Origin of the sequence: Acuticoccus sediminis (assembly GCF_003258595.1) — a bacterium.
Classification (GTDB): Bacteria; Pseudomonadota; Alphaproteobacteria; order Rhizobiales; family Amorphaceae; genus Acuticoccus; species Acuticoccus sediminis.
The window spans coordinates 1,209,125-1,233,736 of sequence record NZ_QHHQ01000001.1 but is presented as its reverse complement, the minus strand read 5'-3'; the positions used below and the strand labels follow the sequence as shown (position 1 = coordinate 1,233,736).

Below are 24,612 nucleotides of genomic sequence, written 5' to 3'. Positions count from 1 at the left end.
TCGGGCGGTCAGCCGAGGATCCGGGCGACGAGCGCGGGGTCGAGGCGGTCGATGGGCGTCGGCATCGGCGGATTGGGGCCGAGGTCCTTGAGCGGGCGCGCCCAGCGGCCAACGTCCCACCAGCGGCCGAGCTTGTGGCCCGCCGAGGGGTCGGTGCCGATGTGGGTGAAGCCGAACCGCTCGTGCAGCGCGACGCTGCCGTCGTTGGGGAGGGTGATCCCCGCGAAGGCCATGCGGTAGCCCTGCGCCTCGAGGAGCGGCACGAGGCGGCTGTAGAGCGCACCGCCCACCCCGCCGCGCCGCGCGTCGGCGGCGACGTAGCACGTCACCTCGGCCGACCAGCGGTAGGCCGCGCGCGGGCGGTAGGTCGACCCGTAGGCGTAGCCGACGACACGGCCGCCGCGCTCGGCGACGAGGTAGGGCCAGGGGCCGAGGATGGCGCCGATGCGCCGGCCCATCTCCTCCTCGCCTGGGATCTCCTCCTCGAAGGAGATCGCCGTCCCGGCCACGACCGGGGCGTAGATGGCGGCGATCGCGGCCGCGTCGGCGGGGGATGCGAAGCGGATGGTCGTCCCGCTGCCGCCCATCAGTCCCGCTCGCCGAAGCCGTCGTTGACGAGCGCGGTGAGCGCGGCGGCCGCGGCGGCCGCCTCCGGACCGGTGACAGTCAGCGAGATCGTCTGGCCGCAGGGAACGCCCAGCATCAGGAGGCCCATGATGGAGCGCCCGTCCACCGTCTGGCCGTCGCGCGAGACGGCGACGTCGGCGCGGAAGAACTCCAGCTCACGCACGAAGCGGGCGGCGGCACGGGCGTGCAGGCCACGGCGGTTCACCAGCGTCAGCGTCAGGTGATGCGCCTCGTTGTCGTTGCTGTGGATCGGCTCGCCCGTATCGCTCATTTGCCCGACAGAACGTGGGACGCAACGCTGATGTACTTGATTCCCGCTTCCTTCGCCGCGGCCACGGCCTCGGTGAGGCTCATGGTCGCCCGGGCGGAGGACAGCTTGACCAGCATCGGCAGGTTCACGCCGGCGATCACCTCGATCTGCCCCTGAGGCATCACCGAGATGGCGAGGTTCGACGGCGTGCCGCCGAACATGTCGGTCAGGATCACGACACCCTGGCCGCGATCGACCCGGCTGACCGCGTCGACGATGTCGGCCCGGCGCTGTTCGATATCGTCGTCAGGCTCGATGGAGATCGGCTCGACAGCTTCCTGTGCACCGACCACATGCTCGAGCGCAGCGCGAAGCTCCTGGGCCAGTCGTCCATGCGTGACGAGCACCAATCCGATCAAGACGCCCCCTCCATCGACCCGATGCGTGCCGCAAGGCCTTGCTATGTCGGCGGACGTTGTGGCGCGAGCGGTGCGCACGTCAACCCGTCGGCGGCGAGAACAGCGGCCACCGCGAGCACGGAAGCAGTCGTGCTGCGCTGGGAAAGGCACAGTGCGGCCAGTCCGACGCCGTCGATGACGCAGGTCTCGGCCCCTTCCTCCGGCATCCGCTCGGGCCGCGCGACGAGATCCACGATGTGGGTCAGGCGGACCGCGGCGAGGTGGCGCACTGGCAGGATGCCGACGCCGTGGACCTCCACGAGACCCTCGATCCGGTGCGGCACCCGGGCGACGAGTCGCCCGCCACGCAGCTCGAGGGCGACGTGGTCGTCGGCGACAAGGCGCGCGAACCGGCCAAGGCCGGTCCAGTGCGCGACGAGGGCGCGGGCGAGCGTGGACTTTCCGGCGCCCGCCGGCCCGCGGATGAGGAGGCCGTGCCCGTCGAGCGCGACCGCGCAGGCATGAACGGATCCGGTCATGAGTGTCCGGTCACCGGCGCATCGTCATGGGGACCGCGACCGTCACATGATCGGCAGGCGCACCGTGAAGCGGGCGCCTTCGGTGACGCGGCTCGGGCTCAGCGTCGTCTGGTAGCGGTTCTCGGCGAAGATCTCGCCGCCGTGCGCCTCGACGATCTGGCGGCAGATCGCAAGGCCGAGGCCGGAGTTGTTGCCGAAGCCCTTGTCGGCCGGCCGGTCGGTATAGAAGCGCTCGAAAATCCGCTCGATCGCCGCCTCTTCGATGCCCGGCCCCTCGTCCTCCACGACGATCTCGATGAAGTCGGAGAAGCGGCGGGCGGTCACGACGACGATGCCGCCCTCCGGCGAGAAGGAGCGCGCGTTCTCGATGAGGTTGGTGAACACCTGGCCGAGGCGGCTGTCGTTGCCGTTGACGGTGAAGTCGAAGTCCTTGCTCGCCCAGTTGAGCTTCACCGTCATGTCCTGCGCGGCGGCGAGCTCGTTCTGCGTGTCCACGATCGTGCGCAGCAGTGCGTAGACGTCGACGCGCTCGAAGCGGTAGCGGTTCAGCTCCGCATCGAGCTTGGACGCGGCCGAGATGTCGCTGATCAGGCGGTCGAGGCGGTGCACGTCGTGGGCGATGACCTCGAGCAGGCGCTCGCGGGAGGCCTCGCTCTTGGCCATGGGCAGCACCTCGACGGCGCTCCGCAGCGAGGTCAGCGGGTTCTTCAGCTCGTGCGCGACCTCTGCGGCGAAGGCGTCGATCGCGTCGATGCGGTTGTAGAGCGCGAGGGTCATCTCGTGCAGGACGCGCGACAGGTCGCCGATCTCGCCCTGCTGGTTCAGCGCGGGGATCGGCGTGTTGACGCTGCCGCGCTTGATCCGCTCCGCCGCCCGCGCGAGGCGCGTCAGCGGGCGCGAGATCGTCGCGGCGAGGATCAGGGACATGATGATCGCGAGGATGCCGGCGACGACGAAGCCGCGGACGATCGCCGACTCCTGCTCGCGCACCGGCGCGTCGATCTGCCCGGGTGCGCTGACGAGGCGCAGGGCGCCGATGATCTGCCCGTCGGTCGCGAGGACGGGAGCGGCGACGGCGATGACGTCGTCTCCGTCGGCGCGCTCGCCGTAGCGCACCGTCTTCACGCCGCCGAGCGCGGCCAGCACCTCGCGCAGCGGGGCGGGACTGCTGGTCGTCGCGCTGCCGGCGGCGGAGTGGCTGCCGAAGAGGTCGCGCCAGCGGGTGGCGAAGTCGGAGATCGGGTCCTGGATGGGCGACAGCGCGGCGGCGAGCGCCTCGTCGCGCGGCCGGTCGACGCGGCCGCTGTCGGCGATGAGGGTGCCGTTGATGCCGAAGAGCTGGGCCCGCGTCCGGGCCCCCTGGAGCGAGGCGGCGAGGATCTGGTCGACGTCCGGCGCGGCCGGGGGCGTGACGGGGGTACCGTCGGCGGCGCGCGGCGGGGTCTCCGTCAGCACCGGCGTCAGGGCGTTCGAGACGCTCTCGAGCGTGTTCATGACGCTGTCGGCCTGCACGAGCAGGCCGTCGAGGACGGACCCCGCCACCTTGCCGGACATGTCCGCGAGCTGGAGCGTCGCGTAGCAGAGGATGGCGAGGCCGAGGAGCTTGAGGAAGGCGACCTTCAGGGCGAGCCGCGTCACCCCGAACGTCTGCCAGGAGAACATGCGAGGGCGCGGGGGCGCGAAAACGTCCGCCCCGCTGCTGTTAAACCTCTCGCTGACGTTCATGGGTCCCTCGGTTGCCGACGCGACCGACGTTTTTCATGAACCGTCGGCGTGTCCGACGCTACTCGTCTTTCAGCCGGTAGCCAGCCCCATAGAGTGTCTCGATCCGGTCGAAATGCTCGTCAACCTGGCGGAATTTCTTCCGCAGCCGCTTGATGTGGCTGTCGATCGTCCGGTCGTCGACGTAGACATGGTCGCCGTAGGCCGCGTCCATCAGGGCATTGCGGCTTTTGACCACGCCGGGGCGCTGGGCGAGGGACAGCAGGATCATGAATTCCGTCACCGTCAGCACGATCGGCTGGCCATGCCACGTCGTGGTGTGACGTTCCGTGTCCATCACGAGAGGGCCACGTTCGAGCACCGTGTGGGTGGTGCGCTCGGTGTCGTTGCGGATGGCGTTGGTACGGCGCAGGACCGCGCGGATACGCTCCACCAGCAGGCGCTGCGAGAACGGCTTCGTAATGAAGTCGTCGGCACCCATGCGAAGACCGAACAGTTCGTCGATCTCGTCGTCCTTGGACGTGAGAATGATAACCGGAAGGTCGGATTCCCGCCGCAGGCAACGCAGAAGTTCCAGCCCGTCGAGGCGGGGCATCTTCACGTCGAGCACCGCGAGATCCGGCGGGCTTTTTGTCAAACCATCGAGACCGCTTGCACCGTCGGTGTACGTGGTTACGTCAAACCCCTCACTTTCCAGTGCGATAGACACACTGGTCAAAATGTTCCGATCATCATCGATGAGGGCGATCTGGGTCATACTGGACCGTGCTACTCCTTGCCACGATACCGGCTCATTCGTGCCTAGCGCAACTTGCGAGGGAATTGTGGCAATATTCGAGTGACTGATGAAAGTTTGAGGACGAAATGCAGAACGGTAACCCATAACGGTTCGATCATATGAATGATTTGCCCTTCGCTGCACGCATGGCGCGAAATCTCATCCACGTCTGTCGTGATGGCGCACTCGCCACACTCGACACGTCCGGGCACCCTCACGCCTCACATGTGGCCACGGCCACGATGATCGACGGCGCACCTCTCCTCCTGGTTTCAGCGCTGGCGGTTCACACGCAGAACATGCAGCGCGACGCGCGAGCCTCTTTGCTCTTTGTGAGCCCCGACGTCGACGGAGATACGAACACCCGCGCCCGTGTGTCGCTGGTCGGAGACGTCGCACCTGTGGATGACGTCGACGCCGCAAGGATGAGATTCCTACGTCGCCATCCTGATGCCGCAATGTACGCCGGTTTCGCCGATTTCGGATTCTGGCGCTTTACGCCGCGCTCGGCCCATCTCGTCGCGGGCTTCGGCCGCATCACCGACCTCGCCGCCGACGATCTCCTGGCGCCCGCCGGGATGGCCGCGGCCCTCGCCTCGTCCGACGAGGGCGCGGTGTCGCACATGAACTCGGACCACGCCGACGCGCTGAAGCTGATGGCCGAGGTGCTCGCCGAGGCGCCGGAGGGCGAGTGGCAGTCCGTCGGCATCGACCCGCTCGGCATCGACATGGTCCGCACCGGCCCCGGTCCGCAGACGAGCGCGCGCGTCGAGTACGACGAGCCGGTCGGCGACGGGATGGCCCTGCGCAAGGCCCTGGTGGCGCTCACCAAACGCGCCCGGGCCTCGCTCCAGACCGCCTAGGGCGTCCGCCCCGCCCGCCGGCCCGGAACGGCCCGGTCCACAAGGGCCGGGTCAGAATGGCCAGGCGAAGAAGGCCAGGGCGAGGCCGAGGAGGCCGATGGCGATGCCGGCGGCGATCAGAAGCCCGTCGCGCACCGACAGGCCGAGCCCGATCACCAGGAGCGACAGGCCCGCAGGGAATGCGCCGAACGGCACCAGCGCCAGCGGGTACATCGACAGCGCCATCACCACCCCCGCCAGCGCCACCATCTGGTGGAAGGGCGGGCGCAGGAAGAAGCTCAGCCGCGGACCGATGAAGCGGCTGAGCCACTCGGCCTTGGGGCGGATGGAATCGAGCGAGGAGAGCAGCTTCTCCCGCGGCATCGACCGCCGGCCGATGAAATCGGGCATGTAGATCCGCGTCGATCCGAACAGGAGCTGGATCGACAGGATGAGCATGATCGTACCGGTGAGGACGCTCATCCCGGGGATCATGCCCGTCGGCAGAATGGCGATCAGCGACGTGATGATGAACAGCGGGCCGAAGGCACGCCGGCCCACCGCGTCGACCAAATCGTCCACGGAGACGTCATCTCCATGCGTATTGTCCTTGATTCGGTCGATCAGGGAGACGAGATCTTCGGTGGTATCCTGCTGCGCCATGGGTGTCCGGATGTTGCGTTCGAAGGCTGCAAAAGGAAAACCGGCAAACGCCGATAGGGTTCGCAGGGAGCGAAGGAGAATCGCACATGACCGATGATCCGCTGGACGTGGCCGAGCGCTGGGCGCGCGAAGGCCGCAAGGTCGCCCTCGCGACCGTGGTGGACACATGGGGCTCCGCCCCCCGCCCCGTCGGCAGCCATCTCGTGATCGACGGCGAAGGCGCGTTCGAGGGCTCCGTCTCCGGCGGCTGCGTCGAAGGCGCGGTGATCGCCGAGGCGGTCGAGATCGCCGCCGGCGCACCGCCCAGGCTCCTCGAGTTCGGCGTCGCCGACGAGACGGCATGGGAGGTCGGCCTCTCCTGCGGCGGCACCATCCGGATCTACGTCGAGCCGCTCGACGTGAGCGCGGAGGCGGCGGCGTGAGGCTCTCCGACCTGAAGGCCGTCAACGAGGCGCGCTCCCGGCGCAGGATGTGCGCGGTCGTGACCCCGCTCGACGGCTCCCCCGGCCGCGTCGTGTTCGCCGAGGACGCCGCGACCGACCCGCTCGCCAACATCCTCGCCGCGCGCTTCGCCTCGGCGAAGTCCGGGCGGGAGGCGGAGGCGGGCGTCTTCGTGCGCATCCACCGCCCCTCCCCGCGGCTCGTCATCATCGGCGCGGTCCACGTCAGCCAGACCCTGGCGCCGATGGCCGAGGCGGTGGGCTTCGAGGTGACCATCGTCGACCCGCGCGGCGCCTTCGCCACCGAGGAGCGCTTCGGCGCCTTCAACCTCATCGCCGAATGGCCGGACGAGGAGCTTCTGAAGCTCGACCGCGAGACCGCCGTCACCACCCTCACCCACGACCCGAAGATCGACGACCCGGCGCTGATGGCGGCGCTCAAGGCGGACTGCTTCTACATCGGCGCCCTCGGCAGCCGGAAAACGCACGCCAAGCGCGTCGACCGGATGACCGCCGCCGGCTTCGGCCGGGAGGCGATCGACCGGATCCACGCGCCGATCGGCCTTCCCATCGGGGCCGCCTCGCCGCCGGAGATCGCCGTGTCGGTGCTGGCCGAGGTGATCGCCGCGCTGCGGGGCGCGGAAACCAGAGTGGCGCCGCAGCGCCAGGCCGCGTGAAGTTCGGCCCGGTCCCGGTCGGCGAGAGCGCGGGGACGATCCTCGCCCACTCGCAGCGCCTTGCCGACCGCGTCCTGCGCAAGGGCCACCGCATCACCGAGGCGGACGCCGCGGCGCTCGCCTCGTCCGGCCTCGCCGAGGTAACCGTGGCGCGCCTCACCGAGGAGGACGTCCACGAGGACGCCGCCGCCGCCGCCCTCGCCGAGCGGGTCGGCGGGCCGGGCATCCGCGTCGACAAGGCCGACACCGGCCGCGCCAACCTCTACGCCGAGCGCGACGGCCTCGTGACCGTCGACGCCGCCGCCGTCAACGCGCTCAACGCCGTCGACCCTGCGCTGACCCTCGCGACGCTCGCCGCCTACCGGCGCGTCGCGGTGGGGCGGATGGTGGGCACGGTGAAGGTGATCCCGTTCGCGGTGCGCCGGGCGAGCCTCGACGCCGCGCTCTCCCACGTGACGCGGCCGATCCTGTCCGTCACGCCGTGGTCGCTGAAGCGCGTCGCGGCGCTCTCGACCATGCTGCCGACCCTGAAGGACAGCGTCATCGACAAGACGATCCGCACCTTCGACGGCCGCCTCGCGGACACCGGTGCCGGGATCGTCCGCGACGAGCGCGTCGCGCACGAGGCGGCTCCGCTGGCGAAAGCGCTCGCCGACAGCCTGAAGGACGCCGAGATGGCGGTCGTCTTCGGCGCCTCGGCGGTGGTGGACGAGGACGACGTGATCCCCGAGGCGATCGCCCGCGCGGGCGGGCGCGTCGAACGGTTCGGGATGCCGGTCGACCCGGGCAACCTCCTGGTCCTCGGCGAGATCGACGGCAAGCCGGTGATCGGCGCGCCCGGGTGCGCGCGCTCGCCGAAGGAGAACGGGTTCGACTGGGTGCTCGACCGCCTCCTCGCCGGGATCGCGGTGACGGGCGAGGAGATCGCCGGGATGGGCGTCGGAGGGCTTCTGATGGAAACCGCAGCACGTCCGCACCCGCGGCGCGGCAAGGGGCGCGCCGGCAAGACCGCCGCGGTGGTGCTGGCGGCCGGCCGCTCCTCGCGCATGGGCTCCAACAAGCTCGTCGCCGAGGTGGCGGGCCAGCCGATGGTGCGGCGGGTCGCCGAGGCGGCGCTCGCCTCCCGGGCCGACGTCGTCGTCGTCGTCACCGGCCACGAGCCGGAGCGGGTCGAGGCCGCGCTCGAGGGGCTCGACGTCACGTACGCCCCCAACCCGCACTACGCGGACGGGCTGTCGACCTCGCTGCGCGCCGGCCTCTCCGCCGTTCCGGAGGACGTCGAGGCGGCGCTGATCCTGCTGGGGGACATGCCGCTGGTCACCGCCGAGGACTGCAACAAGGTGCTGGCCGGCCTCTCCGAGCCGGACACGCTGGTCGCGATCGCGACCGCGAACGGGGCACGCGGCAACCCCGTCGCCTGGTCGCGCCGGCTCTTCCCGGAGCTGAAGGCGACGGAGGGCGACGCCGGCGGCCGCGCGCTGCTGTCGCGCTACGCCGACAACGTCACGATGGTGGAGATCGGCCGTGCCGGCGCGCTGGACGCCGACACGCCGGATGCGCTGAGCGAAGTGCGCAGCGCCGCGGGAGGCGTTGCCGCGGAGAGCTGACCGGCGCCAGAGGAACGGGCCAGGCGCCGCCCGGCGCCCGGCGGTTGCGTCAGGGGCGCTCGAAGACGCCGAGGCCGCGGGTGTTGTAGGCGCCGAGGGTGAGGCGGCTCGGCGTTCCGTCCGCACCGATCTCGAAGAGCGCCCGCGACGGTCCGGTCCCCCATTCGCCGATCGTCTCGAACACGAACCGGCCGCCGACGTCGCGGGTCAGGGCGAAGCTGACCGGCGCCTCGTCCGGGCCGAGCGCCATCGTCAGCGCGTCGCCATCCAGCGTCACCCGCGCGGGGCCGAAGTACGAGTTGTCGTAGGTGCCGGCGTAGGCCTCCAGCGGGAGCGCCTCGCCGGGGTCGCCGGACGGGTCGGCGGCCCGCGCGTCGGCGATGTCGGCCTCGGCCATCGCCGCGAAGGCCCGGTGGAAGAGCGGGTACCAGTCCACCGTCTGCTCGCCGTTCCGCACGATGTCCATGAAAATGGTGGCGATGGTTTCCGGCACGCCGATCGGCTCGCCGTTTGTGAGCACCACGATGCCGAGGTCCTCGCCGGGCAGCATCGTCACGTTGGTGGACGTTCCGAGGGTGAACGCGCCGGAGTGGCTCAGCTCGACTCGCCCCTCGTCGTCGTAGGAGACGTTCCAGCCGAGGCCGTAGAAGTGCGCCCGTGCCGCGGAGCCGGGATTGCCGCCGGTCACCGAGTGCGGCCGGTGGGTGATCGCGAGGGGCGCCCTGGCGATCACCGGCTCGCCGCCGAATTCCCCCTCGGCGAGTTGCAGGCGAACGAACTTCGCCATGTCGGTGATCGTGCTGCTGGCCCCGCCCGCCGGCGCCTCTGCGTCGGGGTTGCGGTCGTAGCGCGCCGCCCACGTCGTCGCTTCGGGCCCGGTGCGCACGTGGATATGGGCGCGGTTCTCGTGGGCGAGGTAGTCGGCATGGCGGTAGCTGGTGCGCGTCATCCCGAGCGGGTCGAACAGCACCTCCTCGGCCACGTCCTCGAACGGCTTGCCGGCCGCCACGGCCGCGGCCTCTCCCCCGGCCGTGTAGCCGAAGTTGCTGTAGTGGTAGGACGAGCGGAACGTGTCGAGCGGCTGCTGCTCGATCCGGCCCAGGATGGTGTCGCGATCGAAGCCGAGGTCCTCCAGGAAGTCGCCGGCGCCGGTGAAGAGGCCGGAGCGGTGCGACAGGAGGTCGATGAACGTCGCGTGCTCGGTCACGTACGGGTCGCCGAGCGCGAAGGCGGGATTGTACTGCGACACGGGGTCCGACAGCGCGAAGAGCTCCTTGCCGGCGAGCCCCGCCACGACGGTCGAGGCGATCGGCTTGGAGACCGACGCGAGGAGGAAGACCGTGTCCGTGTCGATCGGATCCGGCTTGCCGACCTCGCGCACGCCGAAGGTCTTCTCGTAGATCACCTCGTCCTTGTAGACGACGGCGACGGCGACGCCGGGAATGCCCGTCTGGTCCATCAGGCCCGTCACGGTGTTGTCGAGCAGGCCGACGGCGTCGTCGACGTCCTCACGGGTGAGGCTCGGCGCGACCGGAACCACCGGCGCGGGCAGGAGCGTCCGCTCCGAGCTCCCCTGCGGCGCCGTCTGCTGCGCGCCAGCGTGCGGCGGCGTGAGGGCCGCCGCCAGTGTCCACGCGACCGCTCCGCCGATCGTCGCGACGGGCCACCGCCCTGTCCGGCCCGGGCCTCTCCGTCGGGGCGGTGCCGGCTCGAAATCACCCATGTCGTTTCATCCGCTTGATTCTATTTGTTATTTTTGGGTAGCGGCCGGAGCCGCAACCCGCAATCGTTTGTACGATACTTTCGTGCAGCGGCAATTGCGCCCATGCATTGGTTGCCCTGACGACAGGTCGTGACCCCGGCGGGCCGGATGCAGGCCTCTAGGGCTGCGTCGGCGGCGCGGGCTCGATGTCACCGCGGCGCTGCAGCCAGCGGGCGACGCCCCAGCAGCCGATCGCCCAGGCGGTCCCGGCGGTCCAGCCGGCTGCGACGTCGGTCGGCCAGTGGACCCCGAGGTAGACGCGACTGAACCCGACGGCGATGACCACCAGCACGGCGACGGCGATCACGTAGATCTTCACCGCCTGGCGCGCCTCGACGCTGGCGACCAGCGTCGCGAGGGTGAGGTAGGTGACGGCCGCCAGCATCGAGTGGCCGCTCGGGAAGCTCGCCGAGTGGACGAGGACCTCGTGCGGCACGAGGTCCGGCCGGGGCCGGTCGAAGAACTGCTTGAAGCCGGTGGAGAGGATCGCCCCGCCGGTCACGGCGAGGGCGACGAAGAGCGACGTGCGGCGCTTGCGCATGAGCCAGAGGAGGCCGCAGACCGCGATCGTGACGCCGGCGACGATGGTCACGCCGCCCAGTGCGGTGATATCACGCGCCATCTCCTCGACGGCGACGCCCCCGATCGGATCGCTGAGGTCGTTGGGGTTTCGCAGCGCCAGGAGCAGCGCGGCGTCGAGATCGTGGGTCTCGCCTTCCATCACCTCGTCGGCCAGTCCGAAGAAGGCCCACAGGCACGCTCCGACGATCAGAGCCGCCCCCAGCACACGCAGTTCCACGAACCGCCTCACCCCATCCAGCACGCCTGACCCCATGTTCGGTTTTCGTCAGGCGCAGGTTAGAGTTGGATCGGGCGCAGCAACAGGGGACGATCGCGAGGTCCGGGCAGGCCTCGCCTTTCAAACCGAGAGACGGCCCTATATATAAAGTGTTCCCCACGGTGAGTATGTGCGTCCTTCAGGGCGCGCGGTAGTTCTTCGGATGAGCATGCAAGACGCCCCCTCTGCCCAGCCTTCTGACGAGTACGGCGCCGGTTCGATCAAGGTCCTCAAGGGCCTTGAAGCGGTCCGCAAGCGCCCCGGCATGTACATCGGTGACACCGATGACGGGTCGGGCCTCCATCACATGGTGTACGAGGTCGTCGACAACGCGATCGACGAGGCGCTCGCGGGACACAACGATTCGGTCGTCGTGACGCTGAATGCCGACGGCTCGTGCACCGTACGCGACAACGGCCGCGGCATCCCGACCGACATCCACCCCGAGGAAGGCATCTCCGCGGCCGAGGTCATCATGACCCAGCTGCACGCCGGCGGTAAGTTCGACCAGAACTCCTACAAGGTGTCTGGCGGCCTGCACGGCGTGGGCGTCTCGGTGGTGAACGCGCTCTCGTCCGAGCTCGACCTCACCGTCTGGCGCGCCGGCAAGAAGCACTGGATGCGGTTCCACGACGGCGTGGCCGAGAGCCCGCTCGCCGCCGTCGGCGACGCCGAGGGCCGGCACGGGACCGAGGTGCGCTTCCTGCCCTCCACGGCGACGTTCAGCCACGTCGAGTTCGACTTCGCGATCCTGGAGAAGCGCCTGCGCGAGCTGGCGTTCCTCAACTCCGGCGTGACGATCCGCCTGATCGACGATCGCGGCGTCGAGCGGCGCGAGGAGACGATGCTCTACGACGGCGGGCTGGACGCGTTCGTGCGCTGGCTCGACCGCCAGAAAACGCCGCTCTTCGACAATCCGATCACCTTCTCCGACCAGCGCGACGGCGTGACCGTCGAGGTGTCGATGTGGTGGAACGACACGTACCACGAGAACGTGCTCTGCTTCACCAACAACATCCCGCAGCGCGACGGCGGCACTCACCTCGCCGGCTTCCGCGCCGCCCTGACGCGGCAGATCACCTCCTACGCGGACCAGAACGGGACGTCGAAGAAGGAGAAGGTGACGCCGACCGGCGACGACTGCCGCGAGGGCCTCACCTGCGTCCTCTCGGTAAAGGTGCCGGACCCGAAATTCTCCTCCCAGACCAAGGACAAGCTCGTCTCGTCCGAGGTGCGCCCGGTGGTCGAGAGCCTCGTCAACCAGGGCCTCTCCACGTGGCTGGAGGAGCATCAGGCCGAGGCGCGGATCATCGTCGGCAAGGTGATCGAGGCGGCGTCCGCCCGCGAGGCTGCCCGCAAGGCGCGCGAACTGACGCGGCGCAAGGGCGCGCTCGACGTCGCCTCCCTGCCCGGCAAGCTCGCCGACTGCCAGGAGCGCGACCCGTCCAAGGCCGAACTCTTCCTGGTCGAGGGTGACTCGGCCGGCGGCTCCGCCAAGCAGGGCCGCCACCGCGCCAATCAGGCCGTGCTGCCGCTGCGAGGCAAGATCCTCAACGTCGAGCGCGCCCGGTTCGACCGGATGCTGTCGTCGAACGAAATCGGCACGCTGATCACCGCGCTCGGCACCGGCATCGGCAAGGACGAGTTCCAGCCGGACAAGCTGCGCTACCACAAGATCATCATCATGACGGACGCGGACGTCGACGGCGCCCATATCCGCACGCTGTTGCTGACCTTCTTCTACCGGCAGATGCCGGAGCTGATCGAGCGCGGCCACCTCTTCATCGCCCAGCCGCCGCTCTACAAGGTGCGCCGCGGCCAGTCCGAGCAGTACCTGCACGACGACGCCGCGCTTGAGGACTACCTGACGACCTCCGGCATCGACGACACCGTTCTCACGCTCGCGTCTGGCGAGGTCCTGGTGGGCAACGACCTCGCCGACGTGGTGGTGAAGGCGCGGACCGTCTCCCACCTTCTGGCGGGGCTGCATTCGCGCTACAACCGCGCCGTGATCGAGCAGGCGGCGATCGCCGGCGCGTTCAACCCGGAGGCGCTCGCCGACCCCGACCGTGCGCGCGAGATCGCCGACACCGTCGCGGCGCGGCTCGACGCCATCGCCGAGGACTTCGAGACCGGCTGGGTCGGCCACGTGACCGACGACGGCGGCATCGCGTTCGAGCGCACCGTCCGCGGCGTGAAGGAATACGCGATGGTGGATTCGGCGCTCCTCGCCTCCACCGACGCCAAGCGTCTCGCCGCCTACGCGCCGTACCTGACGGAAACCTACAGCGGTTCCGCGACCTTACGCCGCAAAGACAAGGACACCGCCATCCACGGCCCGACGGCGCTGGCGGACAACGTCTTCGCGGCAGGTCGTCGCGGGATCACGATCCAGCGCTACAAAGGTCTCGGCGAGATGAACGCCGATCAGCTCTGGGAAACCACGCTTGATCCGAACGCCCGCACCCTATTGCAGGTGCGGATTTCTGAAGCGGACGATGCAGACGGTGTCTTCACGCGGCTGATGGGCGACGCAGTCGACCCGAGGCGCGAGTTTATTCAGGAGAACGCCCTGCAGGTGGAGAACCTCGACGTCTAGGTGCGAACGAAACCCTTCGCACAATCGTTGACCGTACCCGAAATCGTTCAATCCGCGTTCAGTTCGGGGCGAATAGGTTGTCATCGATCACCGGTGCGGTCTCCCCGACCGTGCCGGCCTAGCAGTCAGGAGGGGGTCCGATGATCCTTCAGAAAATGCAAAGGACCGGCAAGGTCGCGAGCCTGTGCGCCGCGATGGCCATGATGGTGCCGCTGGGCGCGCACGCTTCGCAGATCCCGGGGGTGCCGGTCGAGGCGACCTTCGCGCCGAGTCTGGCGGATCCCGTCGCGACCTCGGTGGCGTCGATGGCGGACGAGGGCATCCAGGTGGCGCAGACGCGGCGCGAGCTGGAGCGGCGTAACCGCGCCCTGCGCTACAACAACCAGAACCTGCGCCACCGCAACCGCCATCTCGCGAACCGTCCGGACCGCGTCTACCGGAACAATCGCTGGTACTACCGCCGCGGCGGCTACTACTACGACAACACCGGGGCGGTCCTCGCGGGTGCGCTGATCGCCGGGACGGCCGGCCTGGTCGCCGGCAGCGCGCTGGCCAATTCCAGCCGCACCGTTGTCGTACAACAGCCCACATATGCCGTGGCGGCGCCATACTCGGCAGAGTGGTATCGCCAGTGCGACCTTAAGTACAACTCCTTCCGCGCCAGCGACGGCACGTACCTGGGGTACGATGGGTACCGGCATACCTGCCGCCTGCCCTGACAACACATTTTTTGGTGTTCGCAAGCCGGCCTACGGGCCGGCTTTTTTTATTTCTGTCTCACTTCAGCAACTTAACGCAATTTGGGTTCTACCTCTCATACCCATGTCGTAACAACTGCCCATTGAATCCGAGCTTCAATCAAGCTATCTAGAAAACAATCAAAAGTGGATGAGTCCCATTGCGCGGTAGGCTCGTATATACTAAAACGTGCATATCGCAACCATGACGAGAGGAAGTTGTTGCAATGTCTGGTACCAATGAACTTCTGGCTGTCTTCGCTGCCCTTTCGGACGAAACCCGCTTCGCCATCGTCAACCGTCTGCTGGACGACGGCGAGCTGCCGGTCGGCGCCATCGCCGCCCCGTTCAGCGTGACCCCGCCGGCGATCTCGCGCCACCTGCGGGTCCTCGAAACCGCCGGCCTCGTGGAGCGCCGGATCGACCGCCAGCGCCGCATGATCCGGGTGCGCCCGGAAGCGCTGGACATCATCGGTGACTGGCTCGGCCAGCGGATCACGATCCTGCCCGACCGTCCGTCCGCGCCGACCCGCCCGCTGGCGATGCACGCCTGACGGCCTGCGGGGCGCGCCGGCGACCACCACCTGAAGGTGCGTCGCCGCACACGACCACCGCAACACCGCGGACGATGAGACAAGCGACCGAAGGATCCGGCCTCGCCCGGGAGACGCCGATCCGCAACGAACTTCGTGACGACGTTCCAGGCGCCGTCCCCGTGCAGCCGCTGCCCCTCGGTTAGCGTCTCCGGACGCCCGGGGGACAGCCGGCAATGCCCACCTCAACCCGTTGAGGGTGAGCCCCCGTGGCGCGGCCCTGCTCTTCCGCCGCCACCTGGCTCAAGCCGTGCCTGACGCCCCGCCCCGACGGGACCCCACGCCGCCCCGCGCACCACCCGGCAGGGGCCGGCGACGGCCGACCGCGCGCACCTGCCAGCATGATCGCAGAACGAACCACCGGTTGTGCCAGCGCGCAGCTCCGCGTCCGGGCGCGATGTCTCATGACATGTCGAGGGAGCAGTTCGCTGGGCTCCAGTCGCGTGCCGCCCGACAAGGACCGGCGACCGCCAACCGCCGACGCAGACCGAATTGGATCGCCTGCCGCCCGTCAGGCAATTCGACGCAATCCGGCGATGCGCGCCGGCCATCGGAGATGACCCCCGGCAATGGCCGCAGACCGCCGGTCAGGCAGCCCGGCATGGACCGGCGACGAGCAACTGGCTACCGGTCAGGACGACGGGCCCTGGCCGCAGACCCCCAGTCGGGCGGCCCGGAGTGGGCTGGTCACGGGCGCCCCTCTACCAGTGAATAGAACCGGCGATGGCCGCATACCCCGGTAGGACACAGCCCGGCGTGGACCGGTCGCGGGCCACCCGGCCGACGGGTGACGGAAAACCAGCGTCAGGCCGCGTGCTGCCCGGCCTCCGGTGCGTGACGGGTGGCCGGTGGCGACCGAAGGACGACGACCGTACGCCGCCCTTCCCGGGTCGTGCGGCTGCGCCGGCCGCACCGTCCACGCCGCACCGCCCATCGTCGGTCGCCGCCGCGCTCCCGCCGCACTCGACCGCAGGGCAATCCTCAGAGGATCGACTGGCCCGTCGCCTTCCAATCCGCGAGGAACTGGTCCAGACCCTTGTCCGTCAGCGGGTGATGGATGAGCTTCGACAGAATGGCCGGCGGAATGGTCGCAACGTCCGCACCCGCGATCGCCGCCTGCTGAACATGGTTCGTCGTGCGGATCGAGGCCGCCAGAATCTCCGTGGAGAGATCCTCATAGTTGTCGTAGATCGCGCGGATCTCCTCGATCAGCTTCATCCCGTCGAGACCCATGTCGTCGAGGCGGCCGATGAACGGGGAGATGAACGTCGCCCCAGCCTTCGCCGCCAGCAGCGCCTGCGCCGACGAGAAGCAGAGCGTCACGTTGACCATGTGCCCGTCCGCCGTCAGCGCGCGGCACGCCTTCAGGCCGTCCCAGGTCAGCGGCAGCTTGATCGCGATGTTCGGCGCGATCTCGGCCAGCTTGCGCCCCTCGGCGATCATCTGCTCGGTCTCGATCGCCGTCACCTCGGCGCTCACCGGTCCGTCGACGATGCTGCAGATCTCGGCGATCACCTCGAGCATCGGCCGCCCGGCCTTCATGATCAGCGACGGGTTGGTCGTCACGCCGTCCAGCATCCCGGTCTCGGCGAGCGTCTTGATCTCGCCCACGTCGGCGGTGTCGACAAAGAATTGCATCTGCGCTTCTCCCAGTGCACTTGTGACGCCTCTCCTACAGGATCGCGCCCGCAATGACAGCCGCGCGTCTCTCCGTGCTCCTGCCCCACCGCCTCGGACTCCTGACCTATGTTGCACAGGAGCCGTACGCTCCCGGCGACGTCGTCGCCGTGCCGCTCGGCGCGCGCACGGTGGTCGGAGTGGTGTGGGACGACGCACCCGACGAGACGCTCGACGCGGCCCGCCTCAAGCCCATCAAGGGCCGTGCCAGCCGCGTGCGCCTCACCGACGAGCTGCGCGCCTTCGTCGACTTCCTCGCGCGTTACACGATGACGGAGCGCGGCGCGGTGCTGAAGATGGTGCTGCGCAACGGCGAGGGTCTCGCCGACGCCCCGCCGCAGACCGCCCTCGCCCTCACCGGCACCGAGCCGGAGCGCTGGACCCCCGCACGCACCGCCGTGCGCGACGCGCTGGCGGCCGGCCCCCTCGCCCGGCGCGAGCTCGCCGCCCTCTCCGGCGCGTCTCCGGCGGTCATCACCGGCCTTATCAAGGCCGGCGTGATCGCCGAGGTCGCCGTCAGCGAGCCGGAGAGGCCGCGCCCGACTGAGGTCCCCCCCGAGCTCTCGCCCGACCAGGCCGAGGCCGTCGGCGCGCTGCGCGAGACGGGCTTCGGCGTGACGCTGCTGGAGGGCGTCACCGGCTCGGGCAAGACGGAGGTCTACTTCGAGGCGGTCGCCGCCGCGCTCGAGGCAGGTCGCCAGGCGCTCGTCCTGATGCCCGAGATCGCGCTCACCCCGATGGTAACCGCCCGCCTCACCCGCCGCTTCGGCGAGGCGCCCGAGGAGTGGCACTCCGAACGCACGCCCGCCGCCCGCGTCGCCCTCTGGCGCGCCGCCGCGACCGGGGAGGCGCGGGTCGTCGTCGGCGCCCGCTCCGCCCTCTTCCTGCCGTTCTCCAACCTCGGCGTGATCGTCGTCGACGAGGAGCACGATCCGAGCTTCAAGCAGGAGGACGGCGTCATCTACAGCGCCCGCGACATGGCCGTCGCGCGCGCCCGCGCCGCCGGGATCCCGGTGGTCCTCGCCTCGGCCACGCCGTCTGTGGAGACGCGCATCAACGCCGACCTGGGGCGCTACCGCCGCGTGGTGCTCCCCTCGCGCCACAGCGGCACCTCGCTGCCGACGATCCAGGCCGTGGACCTTCGCCGGGCCGCACCGCCGCGCGGCGAATGGCTGTCGCCGCCGGTCCGTCGGGCCGTGACCGAGGCGCTGGAGAGGGGCGAGCAGGCGCTCCTCTTCCTCAACCGCCGCGGCTACGCGCCGCTCACCGTCTGCCGCGGCTGCGGGCACCGCTTCCACTGCCCCAACTGCGCCGCGTCGCTGGTGGACCATCGCTTCCGCGCCCGCCTCGTGTGCCACCACTGCGGCCACGAGGAGGCGCGCCCGACGTCCTGCCCGCAGTGCGGCGCGACCGACACGCTGGTTCCCTGCGGTCCCGGCGTGGAGCGCGTCGAGGAGGAGGCGCGCGCCCTCTGGCCGGCCGCACGCTGCGAGGTGCTCTCGTCCGACCTCGGCGGCGGACCGAAGGCGCTCGCCGAAGCGCTGGAGCGCGTCGAGAAGGGTGAGCGGGACATCATCGTCGGCACCCAGCTCGTGGCGAAGGGGTTCACCTTCCCGCGGCTGCAGTTCGTCGCCGTGGTGGATGCCGACCTCGGGCTGGAGAACGGCGACCCGCGCGCCGCCGAGCGCACGTTCCAGCTCCTGACGCAGGTGACCGGGCGCGCCGGGCGCGTCCACTCCGGCGGCCGCGCCCTCCTGCAGACGCACGCGCCGGATCACCCGGTGATCCGCGCGATGGTCTCCGGCGACGGCGAGGCCTTCTATCAGGAGGAGACGGACGCGCGGCGCGATGGCGGCCTGCCCCCGTTCCAGCGCCTCGCCTCGGTAATCGTCTCGGCGCCGGACCGGGCGGAGGCCCACGCCCACGCCGTCGCCCTCGCCCGCACAGCGCCGATGGACGGGGTGGAGGTGCTGGGGCCGGCGGAGGCGCCGCTCGCGGTGCTGCGCGGCCGGCACCGTTTCCGCCTTCTGGTGCGCGCCCCCCGGACCACGCCGCTGCAGTCGATCATGGCGGCGTGGCTCGATCAGGTACCGGTCGAGGGCGCGGTCCGCCGCTCCGTCGACATCGACCCCCAATCCTTCCTCTAGGGCCGTGCGGGGAGCGGGTCAGGCCGCGGCGGGCGCGCCCGGACCCGCTGCCTCAGAGCGAGTACTGCCAGTAGGCCGGGGCGAAGGCGTAGCCGTCCCCGTCGCGCGCGATGTGGCCGAACGCCGGGAAGGGCATGTGCATGCCGGCGATCATCATCCGCTCGGTCGCCACCATGTCGAGGAGCTTCTGGCGGGTCGCCACCGCCTCCTCCGGCGTCACGTCGAAGCCGATGTAGACGCTGGGGTCCGGGAGCTGCACCGGTGCGATATGCACGATGTCGCCCCAGATCAGCAGCGTCTGACCCCCGCCCTCCAGGCGGTAGCCGGTGTGGCCGGGGGTGTGGCCGTAGAGCGCCATCGCCTCGATGCCGTCGACCACCGCGACGTCGTCCGCGAAGGTGGTGAGGTTGCCCTCGTAGGCGTTCGCGACGGCGGTCGCGGCCTCGATGGTGCCGCGCTGGCGCTCGGGGACGCTCGAGGCTTGCTCGGGGTCGGTCCAGAACGCGAGCTCACTGTCGCGCACAACCACCTCGGCGTTGGGGAACACCGCGGCGCCGTCGCCGTCGATCAGGCCGCCGATATGGTCGCCGTGCATGTGGGTGATGAGGACCGTGTCGATGTCGCCCGGCTCGACGCCGGCGGCGGCGAGGTTGCCCAGCGTCCTGCCGACGGTCGGGCCCATCCGGCTGGAACCGCCGGTGTCGACCAGGATCGTCCGGTCGCCGTTCTGAAGCAGGAAGGTGTTGATCGAGGCCGGAAACGCGTCCGCCGGAAGGAACGCCTTTTCCATCGCCTCGGCGAACTGGGCCTCGGAGAACTCGGGGAGGACGCCGGCGTTCATGGTGATGCCGCCGTCCGCGACGGCGGTGACGACCCAGTCGCCGAGGCTGAAGCGGCGGAAGGCCGGGGCCTGTTTCATGGTCGGCTTGACCGGGGGGGTCTGCGCCCGCGCCGCGGTCAGGGGAAGCGCGGCGACTGTACCGGCCGCCGCGGCGGCGCACATGAGATGACGACGGTTGATCGACATGGACATGGAGGACCTCCTCGAGGTGGGCCGCGCACCTGTGGCGGGCCTTCTTGTGGATTCGTCCTAGGCTAGGTTATGTGCTATAGCAAGCACATAGCCGAACACGCCCCTGTGACGACCTGTGGCGCCGCCCGCGGCCAGCTCCGGCGCCGCAACGGGTGGCCGGACCGCGTCGCCGCGTTGAAATATCGCGCGAAATGGGTCAGGAGTGAACGCATGACCGATGATCGACCGCCCCTCACCGAAGCGGCCAAGCGCGCCCTCGCCGAGGCGGAGGCCCGCCGCAAGGCCGCGCAGCAGACCGAGCCCCTGCCCCCGGAAGAGGGTGGGCGCGCCGGCCCGGAGCCCGTCCGCTACGGCGACTGGGAGGTCAACGGGATCGCCACCGACTTCTGACCGGCGCCCTCGCTCCCACCGGCGGAACGCCACGGCGGCCGGAGACTCGCCGGAGGATCCCGCGGGCTCCCCCGGCCGGTCCGGTGGTCCGGACCTCGACGACCGCCGGTTCCGGTTCACCAGGAGCCGGTATTCTCCATCGAGGACCAGGGCTCGGCGGGCGCCAGGCTGTCGCCCTTCTGGAGCAGCTCGATCGAGATGTTGTCCGGTGACTTCACGAACGCCATCCGGCCGTCGCGCGGAGGACGGTTGATCGTCACGCCCTGGTCGAGGAGACGCTGGCAGGTCGCGTAGATGTCGTCCACGCGGAACGCCAGGTGGCCGAAGTTGCGGCCGCCGGAGTAGTCCTCCGGGTCCCAGTTATAGGTCAGCTCCAGCATCGGCGCCTTCGCCTCGCTCTGGGCGCGGCCGAAATCGTCCGGCGCGGCGAGGAAGATCAGCGTGTAGCGCCCCTGCTCGCTGTCGATGCGCCGCACTTCGCGCAGACCGAGCTTGTTGCAGTAGAAGTCGAGGGACTGGTCGACGTCCGTGATCCGGACCATGGTGTGAAGGTATTGCATGGGCTCTCCGCCTTCGGATTCCCCCTCAACCTAGTCCAATCGCGCCCGACGCCAACGTCGGATTGGCCTATGGCCCGATTCAATCACCGAACGGCACACTCGTGGCTGGCGCAGGCCGGGCGCGAGACCGCCGAAGGCGCGGTGATGGAGCGCGCCCGGTACCAGTAGCGCTCCTTCACCTTGCGCGTGCCGATCTCCCCCGCGACCGCGCCGCCGCAGCCGGCCCCGCACGGTCCCCCGGCGATCCGCGGGTCCGCGACGAACACCCTGTCCGGATAGATCACGTCCTGCCGCACGAACGTCGCCTGAGCTACCTCGAACGGCGCCGGGGAGGGACCATCCGCGTTCCGGTCGACACGGGCGTCGCCGTCATGCGGCGCCGCGAAGGCGCCGGAAAGGGAAGCGATGACGATGAGACCGACGATGGCGATCAGCGCCGACAGGCCGCCCACCACGCGGTGGAGCGTCTCGAGGTGTCGGCTACGTTTGCGTCTCACGGACGAGAACCCTTCTTCAAAGGGTCGCGAGACTGCGGAAAGCGCCAACGTTCCGAGCGGCTTGACCCTGCACAATACGCTGTTCGAGATCGCCCGCGGGCGTCGAACGCCCCTCGCCAGAGTCGCCTGGAAGGGGAAACAACATGAATGCCATCTGCACATCGGCTCCCGGGCGTCATTTGGCAACAACGGAATTTCAAATTCAGCTTTAGGCGCCCGCCCTCAGGACCCGGCCGAGCCGTCCGGCAGGGCCTCCGCAACGAAAAAGCGGCCGGGTCCTCTCCGGACCCGACCGCTTGTATTCTTCAGATGCGCCGAACGGATCAGCTGAAGACGTAGACGACCTCGCGGCTGTTCGGGTCGACCAGCACCATCGTGTCGTTGATGTTCACGTAGCGGTAGGGCGACTGCGGAACCTCGTAGAGCTCCACGTCCGTCGGGACGCCGACGCCGACCATGACCTCGCCGTCGAGGTAGATCGGCTGGACCGGGTGCTCCTGAACGTAGACGACGGTGGTGTCCGCGAGCTGGAAGCTGTTCGCCCCGCGCTCGGCACCCTTCGTCATGCCCTTGCCCATGCCGCCGACGCCGCCGGAGACGAGGCCCACGGTGCCGCCGATGAGAGCGCCCGTGACCGCGCCGGCAGTGTTGCCGACCGCGTCGATGGTCTCGGCAGCGATCTGCGGCAGCAGGCCACGGCGCTCGGAGACGACGACGGCCTCGCCGGTGTCGGCCGCGACGGTCAGGTACTGGGCGTAGGCGTAGCCGTTCTTGCCGGCGAAGCTCACCTGGCACCAGGAGGTGTCGGTCACGCAGCCGTTGACGACGACCTCGTCACCGGCCGGAATCGTGGTCAGCACCGGATAGTTGCTGCCGGGACCGGAACGCAGGTTGAGGTCGGTGGTGACGGAACCAGCGGACTGCGCGTAAGCCGCGGCCGGGATCAGCGCGGCGCTGACGATCATGGCGCGCAAAGCTGTCTTGTTCATTGCATCCTCCTTTGGACCGACGACAAACCGCGTCGGGGGCGATAGAGTTCCGTGGCCCGCTATATGTTGCCGAAATGGGCAACGATCTATGGCCAGCGCCTTAAATTTTGACAGATTTACCCGATTTTGCCGTTGGACCGCCGACGGTCAGGGCTCGAGCTCGGTATCCCAGTAGAGGAAGTCGAGCCAGCTCTCGTGGAGGTAGTTGGGCGGGAACAGGCGACCGTTGTTGTGAAGGTCCTGGACGGTCGGCCTGAAGGGCTCGTGCCGGGGGAACATGTCGGCCGCGCGGCAGCTCTTGTTGCCCTTGCGCAGGTTGCAGGGCGAGCAGGCGGTGATGACGTTGTCCCACGTGGTCATGCCGCCGCGGGAGCGGGGGATGAGGTGGTCGAAGGTGAGGTCGTCCAGCGAGCCGCAGTACTGGCACTCGAACCGGTCCCTCAGGAACACGTTGAAGCGCGTGAAGGCGGGGAAGCGGGCGGGCCGGATGTAGGTCTTGAGGGAGACGACCGAGGGAAGCCGCATCCGGAAGGAGGGGCTCCGCACCTCGTGCGTATATTCCGAGACGATGTTCACGCGATCAAGAAATACGGCCTTGATCGCGTCCTGCCATGACCAGAGAGACAGAGGATAATAACTCAGCGGCCGGTAGTCCGCGTTGAGCACCAGCGTGGGGTGCGCATCGGGATGAACCGCTATGCTCATCCTACCTAACCCATCGTGATCGAATCAGATGTCTCATGGCGCATTTATCGTGCTCCAACGTGACGCCTATGTGAAGGCCCAAACGATAACTCACACCTGCGGCACCTTGGACAAGTGCGTCTGCAGATGGACGGCGGCCATGCCGAGGCCCTCCCCGTCGATGCCGTGGCCAAGTCCCGGACGGAAATGCCATTCTACCGGGATCCCGGCCTCGCCGAGGACCTGCGAGGCCTGCAGCGTGAAGGCCGCGGGCAGCACCTCGTCATGGGTGCCATGCACCAGCAGCGTCGGTGCCGGCCTGACCGCGTCCGCCTGCGCCCCGGCGCAGAGGCCGGAGAAGCCGACAACCGCCGCGATCGGCCTGGGCCGGCGGAAGCCGACGTGCAGCGACATCATCGTGCCCTGGCTGAAGCCGACCAGCGCGAGGCGGCTCTCGTCGAGCGAATGGCGCTCGAGCTCGGCGTCGATGTAGCGGTCGAGATGCGGCGCCGCAGCCTCGACCCCGCGCTTGTACTCCGACGGGTCGCGCATCGTCAGCGGGAACCACTCCCGACCGCCGTGTGGCGTCATGCCGGGCGCGTCGGGCGAGAGGAACAGCGCGTCCGGCAGGACGGGCGCGAAGTGGTCCGCGAGCGAGATGAGGTCGGAGCCGTCCGCGCCGTAGCCGTGGACGAAGATGACGATGGCGTTGGGCGGCTTGCCGGAGCGCGGCGGCCTGCGTGGACCCGATAGTGTCAAAGCGGTGCGCCCTCCGGAACGCTGGTCTTGGTGCGCGGCGCCGGCCGCGCGGTGCGATAGTAGGCCCACATCAGCCGCGCGGCGACCGACCGGTCGGGCGACCACACGAGGGCGAGGGTGTCGAGTTCGGCAGGCGACGGCTCCTCCTCGAGCCCCATCACGCGCTGCGCGGCGCGACGCACGGCGAGGTCGCCGACCGGAAAGATGTCCGGATGGCCGGCGCAGAACATGAGGTAGAGGTCCGCGCTCCATCGCCCGATGCCGCGGATCGCCTCCAGCGCCGCGCGCGCCTCCTCCGCCGGGCGCTCGGCGAGGCCGTCGATGTCGAGCCCCGCAGCAACCGCTTCGGCGACGGCACGGAAGGTTGCCGCCTTCTGGCGCGAGAGGCCTGCGGCGCGCAGCGCCGGTTCGTCGGCGGCGAGGACCGTCTCGGCGGTCAGCGGGTCGAACGCGGCGCTGACCTTGGCGAAGCACGCGGCGGCGGACGCGGTGGAGAGTTGCTGCCCGGCGACGATGCGGCAAAGCCCGGCGAAATCCCCCGGGAGGAGCCGAAGGGGAACGTGGTCGACCGCCTCCCATGCGGCGGCGAGGCGCGGATCGGCCGCGGCGAGGCGGACCAGCGCGGCCTCGACGTCGGCCTCGGTGCGGATGCGTTCCATGGCGGGGACGATTACAGCCGCGCGCCGCGCGCGCAAGCACCGATGCGGGCCCCTCTTCCTGCCGATCTGGATCAAACCGGACGCCCCCGGCACCTCGGCGCCGCATAGGTCAGAAAGCGGCACCCAGGGTCCAACCGACGGAAAA

Annotated in this window: 26 protein-coding genes; 9 read left to right on the top strand and 17 right to left on the bottom strand. The window is 69.6% G+C overall.

Annotated features, from left to right (window positions below; all coding sequences use genetic code 11):
- Nucleotides 1-8 precede the first annotated feature (8 nt).
- From DLJ53_RS05285 to DLJ53_RS05260, 6 genes are read right to left on the bottom strand one after another with little or no spacing between them, the layout of a single operon-like run.
- Nucleotides 9-587: an arsinothricin resistance N-acetyltransferase ArsN1 family B gene (locus DLJ53_RS05285; RefSeq protein ID WP_111342932.1), complete on the bottom strand. Its 579-nt coding sequence runs from the start codon at nucleotides 585-587 to the stop codon at nucleotides 9-11.
- Nucleotides 587-898, bottom strand: a complete 312-nt coding sequence (locus DLJ53_RS05280) for an HPr family phosphocarrier protein (RefSeq protein ID WP_111342931.1) — start codon at nucleotides 896-898, stop codon at nucleotides 587-589. The genes DLJ53_RS05285 and DLJ53_RS05280 overlap by 1 nt, the downstream gene beginning before the upstream one ends.
- The gene (locus DLJ53_RS05275; RefSeq protein ID WP_111342929.1) at nucleotides 895-1,296 is read right to left on the bottom strand and encodes a PTS sugar transporter subunit IIA; all 402 of its coding nucleotides are present in this window, start codon (nucleotides 1,294-1,296) and stop codon (nucleotides 895-897) included. The genes DLJ53_RS05280 and DLJ53_RS05275 overlap by 4 nt, the downstream gene beginning before the upstream one ends.
- A 41-nt stretch (nucleotides 1,297-1,337) precedes the next feature.
- Nucleotides 1,338-1,814 (bottom strand): HPr kinase/phosphorylase, encoded by a 477-nt coding sequence (locus DLJ53_RS05270; RefSeq protein ID WP_111342928.1) that lies wholly within the window; start codon nucleotides 1,812-1,814, stop codon nucleotides 1,338-1,340.
- A gap of 42 nt (nucleotides 1,815-1,856) precedes the next feature.
- Nucleotides 1,857-3,539 (bottom strand): ATP-binding protein, encoded by a 1,683-nt coding sequence (locus DLJ53_RS05265; protein WP_111342926.1) that lies wholly within the window; start codon nucleotides 3,537-3,539, stop codon nucleotides 1,857-1,859.
- A gap of 58 nt (nucleotides 3,540-3,597) precedes the next feature.
- Nucleotides 3,598-4,293, bottom strand: coding sequence for a response regulator transcription factor (locus DLJ53_RS05260; RefSeq protein ID WP_111342924.1), 696 nt, complete (start codon nucleotides 4,291-4,293; stop codon nucleotides 3,598-3,600).
- 140 nt (nucleotides 4,294-4,433) lie between these two features.
- Between DLJ53_RS05260 and DLJ53_RS05255 the strand changes: the two genes are divergently transcribed.
- Nucleotides 4,434-5,177 carry a HugZ family pyridoxamine 5'-phosphate oxidase gene (locus tag DLJ53_RS05255; protein WP_111342923.1) on the top strand — a complete coding sequence of 248 codons (744 nt, stop codon included), beginning with the start codon at nucleotides 4,434-4,436 and terminating at the stop codon, nucleotides 5,175-5,177.
- A 51-nt stretch (nucleotides 5,178-5,228) separates the two neighbouring features.
- Here the strand turns inward: DLJ53_RS05255 and DLJ53_RS05250 are convergent, their stop codons facing one another.
- A complete protein-coding gene (locus DLJ53_RS05250; RefSeq protein WP_162408907.1) occupies nucleotides 5,229-5,819 on the bottom strand; it encodes an exopolysaccharide biosynthesis protein in 591 nt (196 codons plus the stop codon).
- 86 nt (nucleotides 5,820-5,905) lie between these two features.
- On the opposite strand from DLJ53_RS05250, the gene DLJ53_RS05245 reads away from it, so the two are divergent.
- The 3 genes from DLJ53_RS05245 to DLJ53_RS05235 are packed head-to-tail and all read left to right on the top strand — an operon-like array spanning nucleotide 5,906 to nucleotide 8,543.
- The gene (locus DLJ53_RS05245; RefSeq protein WP_111342921.1) at nucleotides 5,906-6,241 is read left to right on the top strand and encodes an XdhC family protein; all 336 of its coding nucleotides are present in this window, start codon (nucleotides 5,906-5,908) and stop codon (nucleotides 6,239-6,241) included.
- Complete coding sequence (locus tag DLJ53_RS05240) at nucleotides 6,238-6,936, top strand: XdhC family protein (RefSeq protein ID WP_111342919.1); 699 nt, start codon at nucleotides 6,238-6,240, stop codon at nucleotides 6,934-6,936. Before DLJ53_RS05245 ends, DLJ53_RS05240 begins: the two co-directional genes overlap by 4 nt.
- Nucleotides 6,933-8,543, top strand: a complete 1,611-nt coding sequence (locus tag DLJ53_RS05235) for an NTP transferase domain-containing protein (RefSeq protein WP_111342917.1) — start codon at nucleotides 6,933-6,935, stop codon at nucleotides 8,541-8,543. The genes DLJ53_RS05240 and DLJ53_RS05235 overlap by 4 nt, the downstream gene beginning before the upstream one ends.
- Nucleotides 8,544-8,592: 49 nt before the next feature.
- Here the strand turns inward: DLJ53_RS05235 and DLJ53_RS05230 are convergent, their stop codons facing one another.
- Together DLJ53_RS05230 and DLJ53_RS05225 are read right to left on the bottom strand one after the other, a co-directional pair.
- Nucleotides 8,593-10,266, bottom strand: coding sequence for a serine hydrolase (locus DLJ53_RS05230; RefSeq protein WP_111342916.1), 1,674 nt, complete (start codon nucleotides 10,264-10,266; stop codon nucleotides 8,593-8,595).
- Between the two features lie 157 nt (nucleotides 10,267-10,423).
- The gene (locus tag DLJ53_RS05225; protein WP_226574637.1) at nucleotides 10,424-11,104 is read right to left on the bottom strand and encodes a phosphatase PAP2 family protein; all 681 of its coding nucleotides are present in this window, start codon (nucleotides 11,102-11,104) and stop codon (nucleotides 10,424-10,426) included.
- Between the two features lie 208 nt (nucleotides 11,105-11,312).
- Here DLJ53_RS05225 and gyrB point away from each other — a divergent pair, with 208 nt between their 5' ends.
- From gyrB to DLJ53_RS05210, 3 genes are all read left to right on the top strand, one after another.
- Nucleotides 11,313-13,742 (top strand): DNA topoisomerase (ATP-hydrolyzing) subunit B, encoded by a 2,430-nt coding sequence (gene gyrB / locus DLJ53_RS05220; RefSeq protein ID WP_111342912.1) that lies wholly within the window; start codon nucleotides 11,313-11,315, stop codon nucleotides 13,740-13,742.
- 140 nt (nucleotides 13,743-13,882) lie between these two features.
- Complete coding sequence (locus DLJ53_RS05215) at nucleotides 13,883-14,461, top strand: BA14K family protein (RefSeq protein WP_111342911.1); 579 nt, start codon at nucleotides 13,883-13,885, stop codon at nucleotides 14,459-14,461.
- A gap of 245 nt (nucleotides 14,462-14,706) precedes the next feature.
- A complete protein-coding gene (locus tag DLJ53_RS05210) occupies nucleotides 14,707-15,033 on the top strand; it encodes an ArsR/SmtB family transcription factor (protein WP_111342909.1) in 327 nt (108 codons plus the stop codon).
- Nucleotides 15,034-16,053: 1,020 nt separating this feature from the next.
- Here the strand turns inward: DLJ53_RS05210 and fsa are convergent.
- Nucleotides 16,054-16,710 (bottom strand): fructose-6-phosphate aldolase, encoded by a 657-nt coding sequence (gene fsa, locus DLJ53_RS05205; protein WP_111342908.1) that lies wholly within the window; start codon nucleotides 16,708-16,710, stop codon nucleotides 16,054-16,056.
- A 53-nt stretch (nucleotides 16,711-16,763) separates the two neighbouring features.
- Here fsa and DLJ53_RS05200 point away from each other — a divergent pair, with 53 nt between their 5' ends.
- On the top strand, nucleotides 16,764-18,896 hold the full coding sequence (locus DLJ53_RS05200; protein ID WP_111342906.1) for a primosomal protein N': 2,133 nt from the start codon (nucleotides 16,764-16,766) through the stop codon (nucleotides 18,894-18,896).
- Between the two features lie 52 nt (nucleotides 18,897-18,948).
- Here DLJ53_RS05200 and DLJ53_RS05195 read toward each other — a convergent pair whose 3' ends face one another.
- Nucleotides 18,949-19,929 carry an MBL fold metallo-hydrolase gene (locus DLJ53_RS05195; RefSeq protein ID WP_111342905.1) on the bottom strand — a complete coding sequence of 327 codons (981 nt, stop codon included), beginning with the start codon at nucleotides 19,927-19,929 and terminating at the stop codon, nucleotides 18,949-18,951.
- 210 nt (nucleotides 19,930-20,139) lie between these two features.
- Here DLJ53_RS05195 and DLJ53_RS05190 point away from each other — a divergent pair, with 210 nt between their 5' ends.
- Nucleotides 20,140-20,319, top strand: coding sequence for a DUF1674 domain-containing protein (locus DLJ53_RS05190; RefSeq protein WP_111342903.1), 180 nt, complete (start codon nucleotides 20,140-20,142; stop codon nucleotides 20,317-20,319).
- A 116-nt stretch (nucleotides 20,320-20,435) separates the two neighbouring features.
- On the opposite strand, the gene gloA is transcribed toward DLJ53_RS05190, so the two are convergent.
- From gloA to DLJ53_RS05160, 6 genes are all read right to left on the bottom strand, one after another.
- Complete coding sequence (gene gloA, locus DLJ53_RS05185; protein WP_111342901.1) at nucleotides 20,436-20,879, bottom strand: lactoylglutathione lyase; 444 nt, start codon at nucleotides 20,877-20,879, stop codon at nucleotides 20,436-20,438.
- 83 nt (nucleotides 20,880-20,962) lie between these two features.
- Nucleotides 20,963-21,376 carry a hypothetical protein gene (locus DLJ53_RS05180; protein WP_146619898.1) on the bottom strand — a complete coding sequence of 138 codons (414 nt, stop codon included), beginning with the start codon at nucleotides 21,374-21,376 and terminating at the stop codon, nucleotides 20,963-20,965.
- A gap of 323 nt (nucleotides 21,377-21,699) precedes the next feature.
- Nucleotides 21,700-22,365: a DUF1236 domain-containing protein gene (locus DLJ53_RS05175; protein WP_111342898.1), complete on the bottom strand. Its 666-nt coding sequence runs from the start codon at nucleotides 22,363-22,365 to the stop codon at nucleotides 21,700-21,702.
- 147 nt (nucleotides 22,366-22,512) lie between these two features.
- Nucleotides 22,513-23,070 (bottom strand): HNH endonuclease, encoded by a 558-nt coding sequence (locus DLJ53_RS05170; RefSeq protein WP_111342897.1) that lies wholly within the window; start codon nucleotides 23,068-23,070, stop codon nucleotides 22,513-22,515.
- 90 nt (nucleotides 23,071-23,160) lie between these two features.
- A complete protein-coding gene (locus tag DLJ53_RS05165; protein ID WP_111342895.1) occupies nucleotides 23,161-23,808 on the bottom strand; it encodes an alpha/beta hydrolase in 648 nt (215 codons plus the stop codon).
- On the bottom strand, nucleotides 23,805-24,467 hold the full coding sequence (locus tag DLJ53_RS05160) for a DNA-3-methyladenine glycosylase family protein (protein ID WP_111342894.1): 663 nt from the start codon (nucleotides 24,465-24,467) through the stop codon (nucleotides 23,805-23,807). Before DLJ53_RS05160 ends, DLJ53_RS05165 begins: the two co-directional genes overlap by 4 nt.
- Nucleotides 24,468-24,612: the final 145 nt, after the last annotated feature.

Bases quoted from the DNA above. Each gene is read 5' to 3' on its own strand.
- DLJ53_RS05195 (WP_111342905.1), bottom strand. From the start codon at position 19,929: ATGTCCATGTCGATCAACCGTCGTCATCTCATGTGCGCCGCCGCGGCG.
- gloA (WP_111342901.1), bottom strand. From the start codon at position 20,879: ATGCAATACCTTCACACCATGGTCCGGATCACGGACGTCGACCAGTCC.
- DLJ53_RS05245 (WP_111342921.1), top strand. From the start codon at position 5,906: ATGACCGATGATCCGCTGGACGTGGCCGAGCGCTGGGCGCGCGAAGGC.
- DLJ53_RS05170 (WP_111342897.1), bottom strand. From the start codon at position 23,070: ATGAGCATAGCGGTTCATCCCGATGCGCACCCCACGCTGGTGCTCAAC.
- DLJ53_RS05190 (WP_111342903.1), top strand. From the start codon at position 20,140: ATGACCGATGATCGACCGCCCCTCACCGAAGCGGCCAAGCGCGCCCTC.
- gyrB (WP_111342912.1), top strand. From the start codon at position 11,313: ATGCAAGACGCCCCCTCTGCCCAGCCTTCTGACGAGTACGGCGCCGGT.
- DLJ53_RS05215 (WP_111342911.1), top strand. From the start codon at position 13,883: ATGATCCTTCAGAAAATGCAAAGGACCGGCAAGGTCGCGAGCCTGTGC.
- DLJ53_RS05255 (WP_111342923.1), top strand. From the start codon at position 4,434: ATGAATGATTTGCCCTTCGCTGCACGCATGGCGCGAAATCTCATCCAC.
- DLJ53_RS05265 (WP_111342926.1), bottom strand. From the start codon at position 3,539: ATGAACGTCAGCGAGAGGTTTAACAGCAGCGGGGCGGACGTTTTCGCG.
- DLJ53_RS05160 (WP_111342894.1), bottom strand. From the start codon at position 24,467: ATGGAACGCATCCGCACCGAGGCCGACGTCGAGGCCGCGCTGGTCCGC.
- fsa (WP_111342908.1), bottom strand. From the start codon at position 16,710: ATGCAATTCTTTGTCGACACCGCCGACGTGGGCGAGATCAAGACGCTC.
- DLJ53_RS05280 (WP_111342931.1), bottom strand. From the start codon at position 898: ATGAGCGATACGGGCGAGCCGATCCACAGCAACGACAACGAGGCGCAT.
- DLJ53_RS05270 (WP_111342928.1), bottom strand. From the start codon at position 1,814: ATGACCGGATCCGTTCATGCCTGCGCGGTCGCGCTCGACGGGCACGGC.
- DLJ53_RS05250 (WP_162408907.1), bottom strand. From the start codon at position 5,819: ATGGCGCAGCAGGATACCACCGAAGATCTCGTCTCCCTGATCGACCGA.
- DLJ53_RS05285 (WP_111342932.1), bottom strand. From the start codon at position 587: ATGGGCGGCAGCGGGACGACCATCCGCTTCGCATCCCCCGCCGACGCG.
- DLJ53_RS05175 (WP_111342898.1), bottom strand. From the start codon at position 22,365: ATGAACAAGACAGCTTTGCGCGCCATGATCGTCAGCGCCGCGCTGATC.
- DLJ53_RS05210 (WP_111342909.1), top strand. From the start codon at position 14,707: ATGTCTGGTACCAATGAACTTCTGGCTGTCTTCGCTGCCCTTTCGGAC.
- DLJ53_RS05200 (WP_111342906.1), top strand. From the start codon at position 16,764: ATGACAGCCGCGCGTCTCTCCGTGCTCCTGCCCCACCGCCTCGGACTC.
- DLJ53_RS05230 (WP_111342916.1), bottom strand. From the start codon at position 10,266: ATGGGTGATTTCGAGCCGGCACCGCCCCGACGGAGAGGCCCGGGCCGG.
- DLJ53_RS05260 (WP_111342924.1), bottom strand. From the start codon at position 4,293: ATGACCCAGATCGCCCTCATCGATGATGATCGGAACATTTTGACCAGT.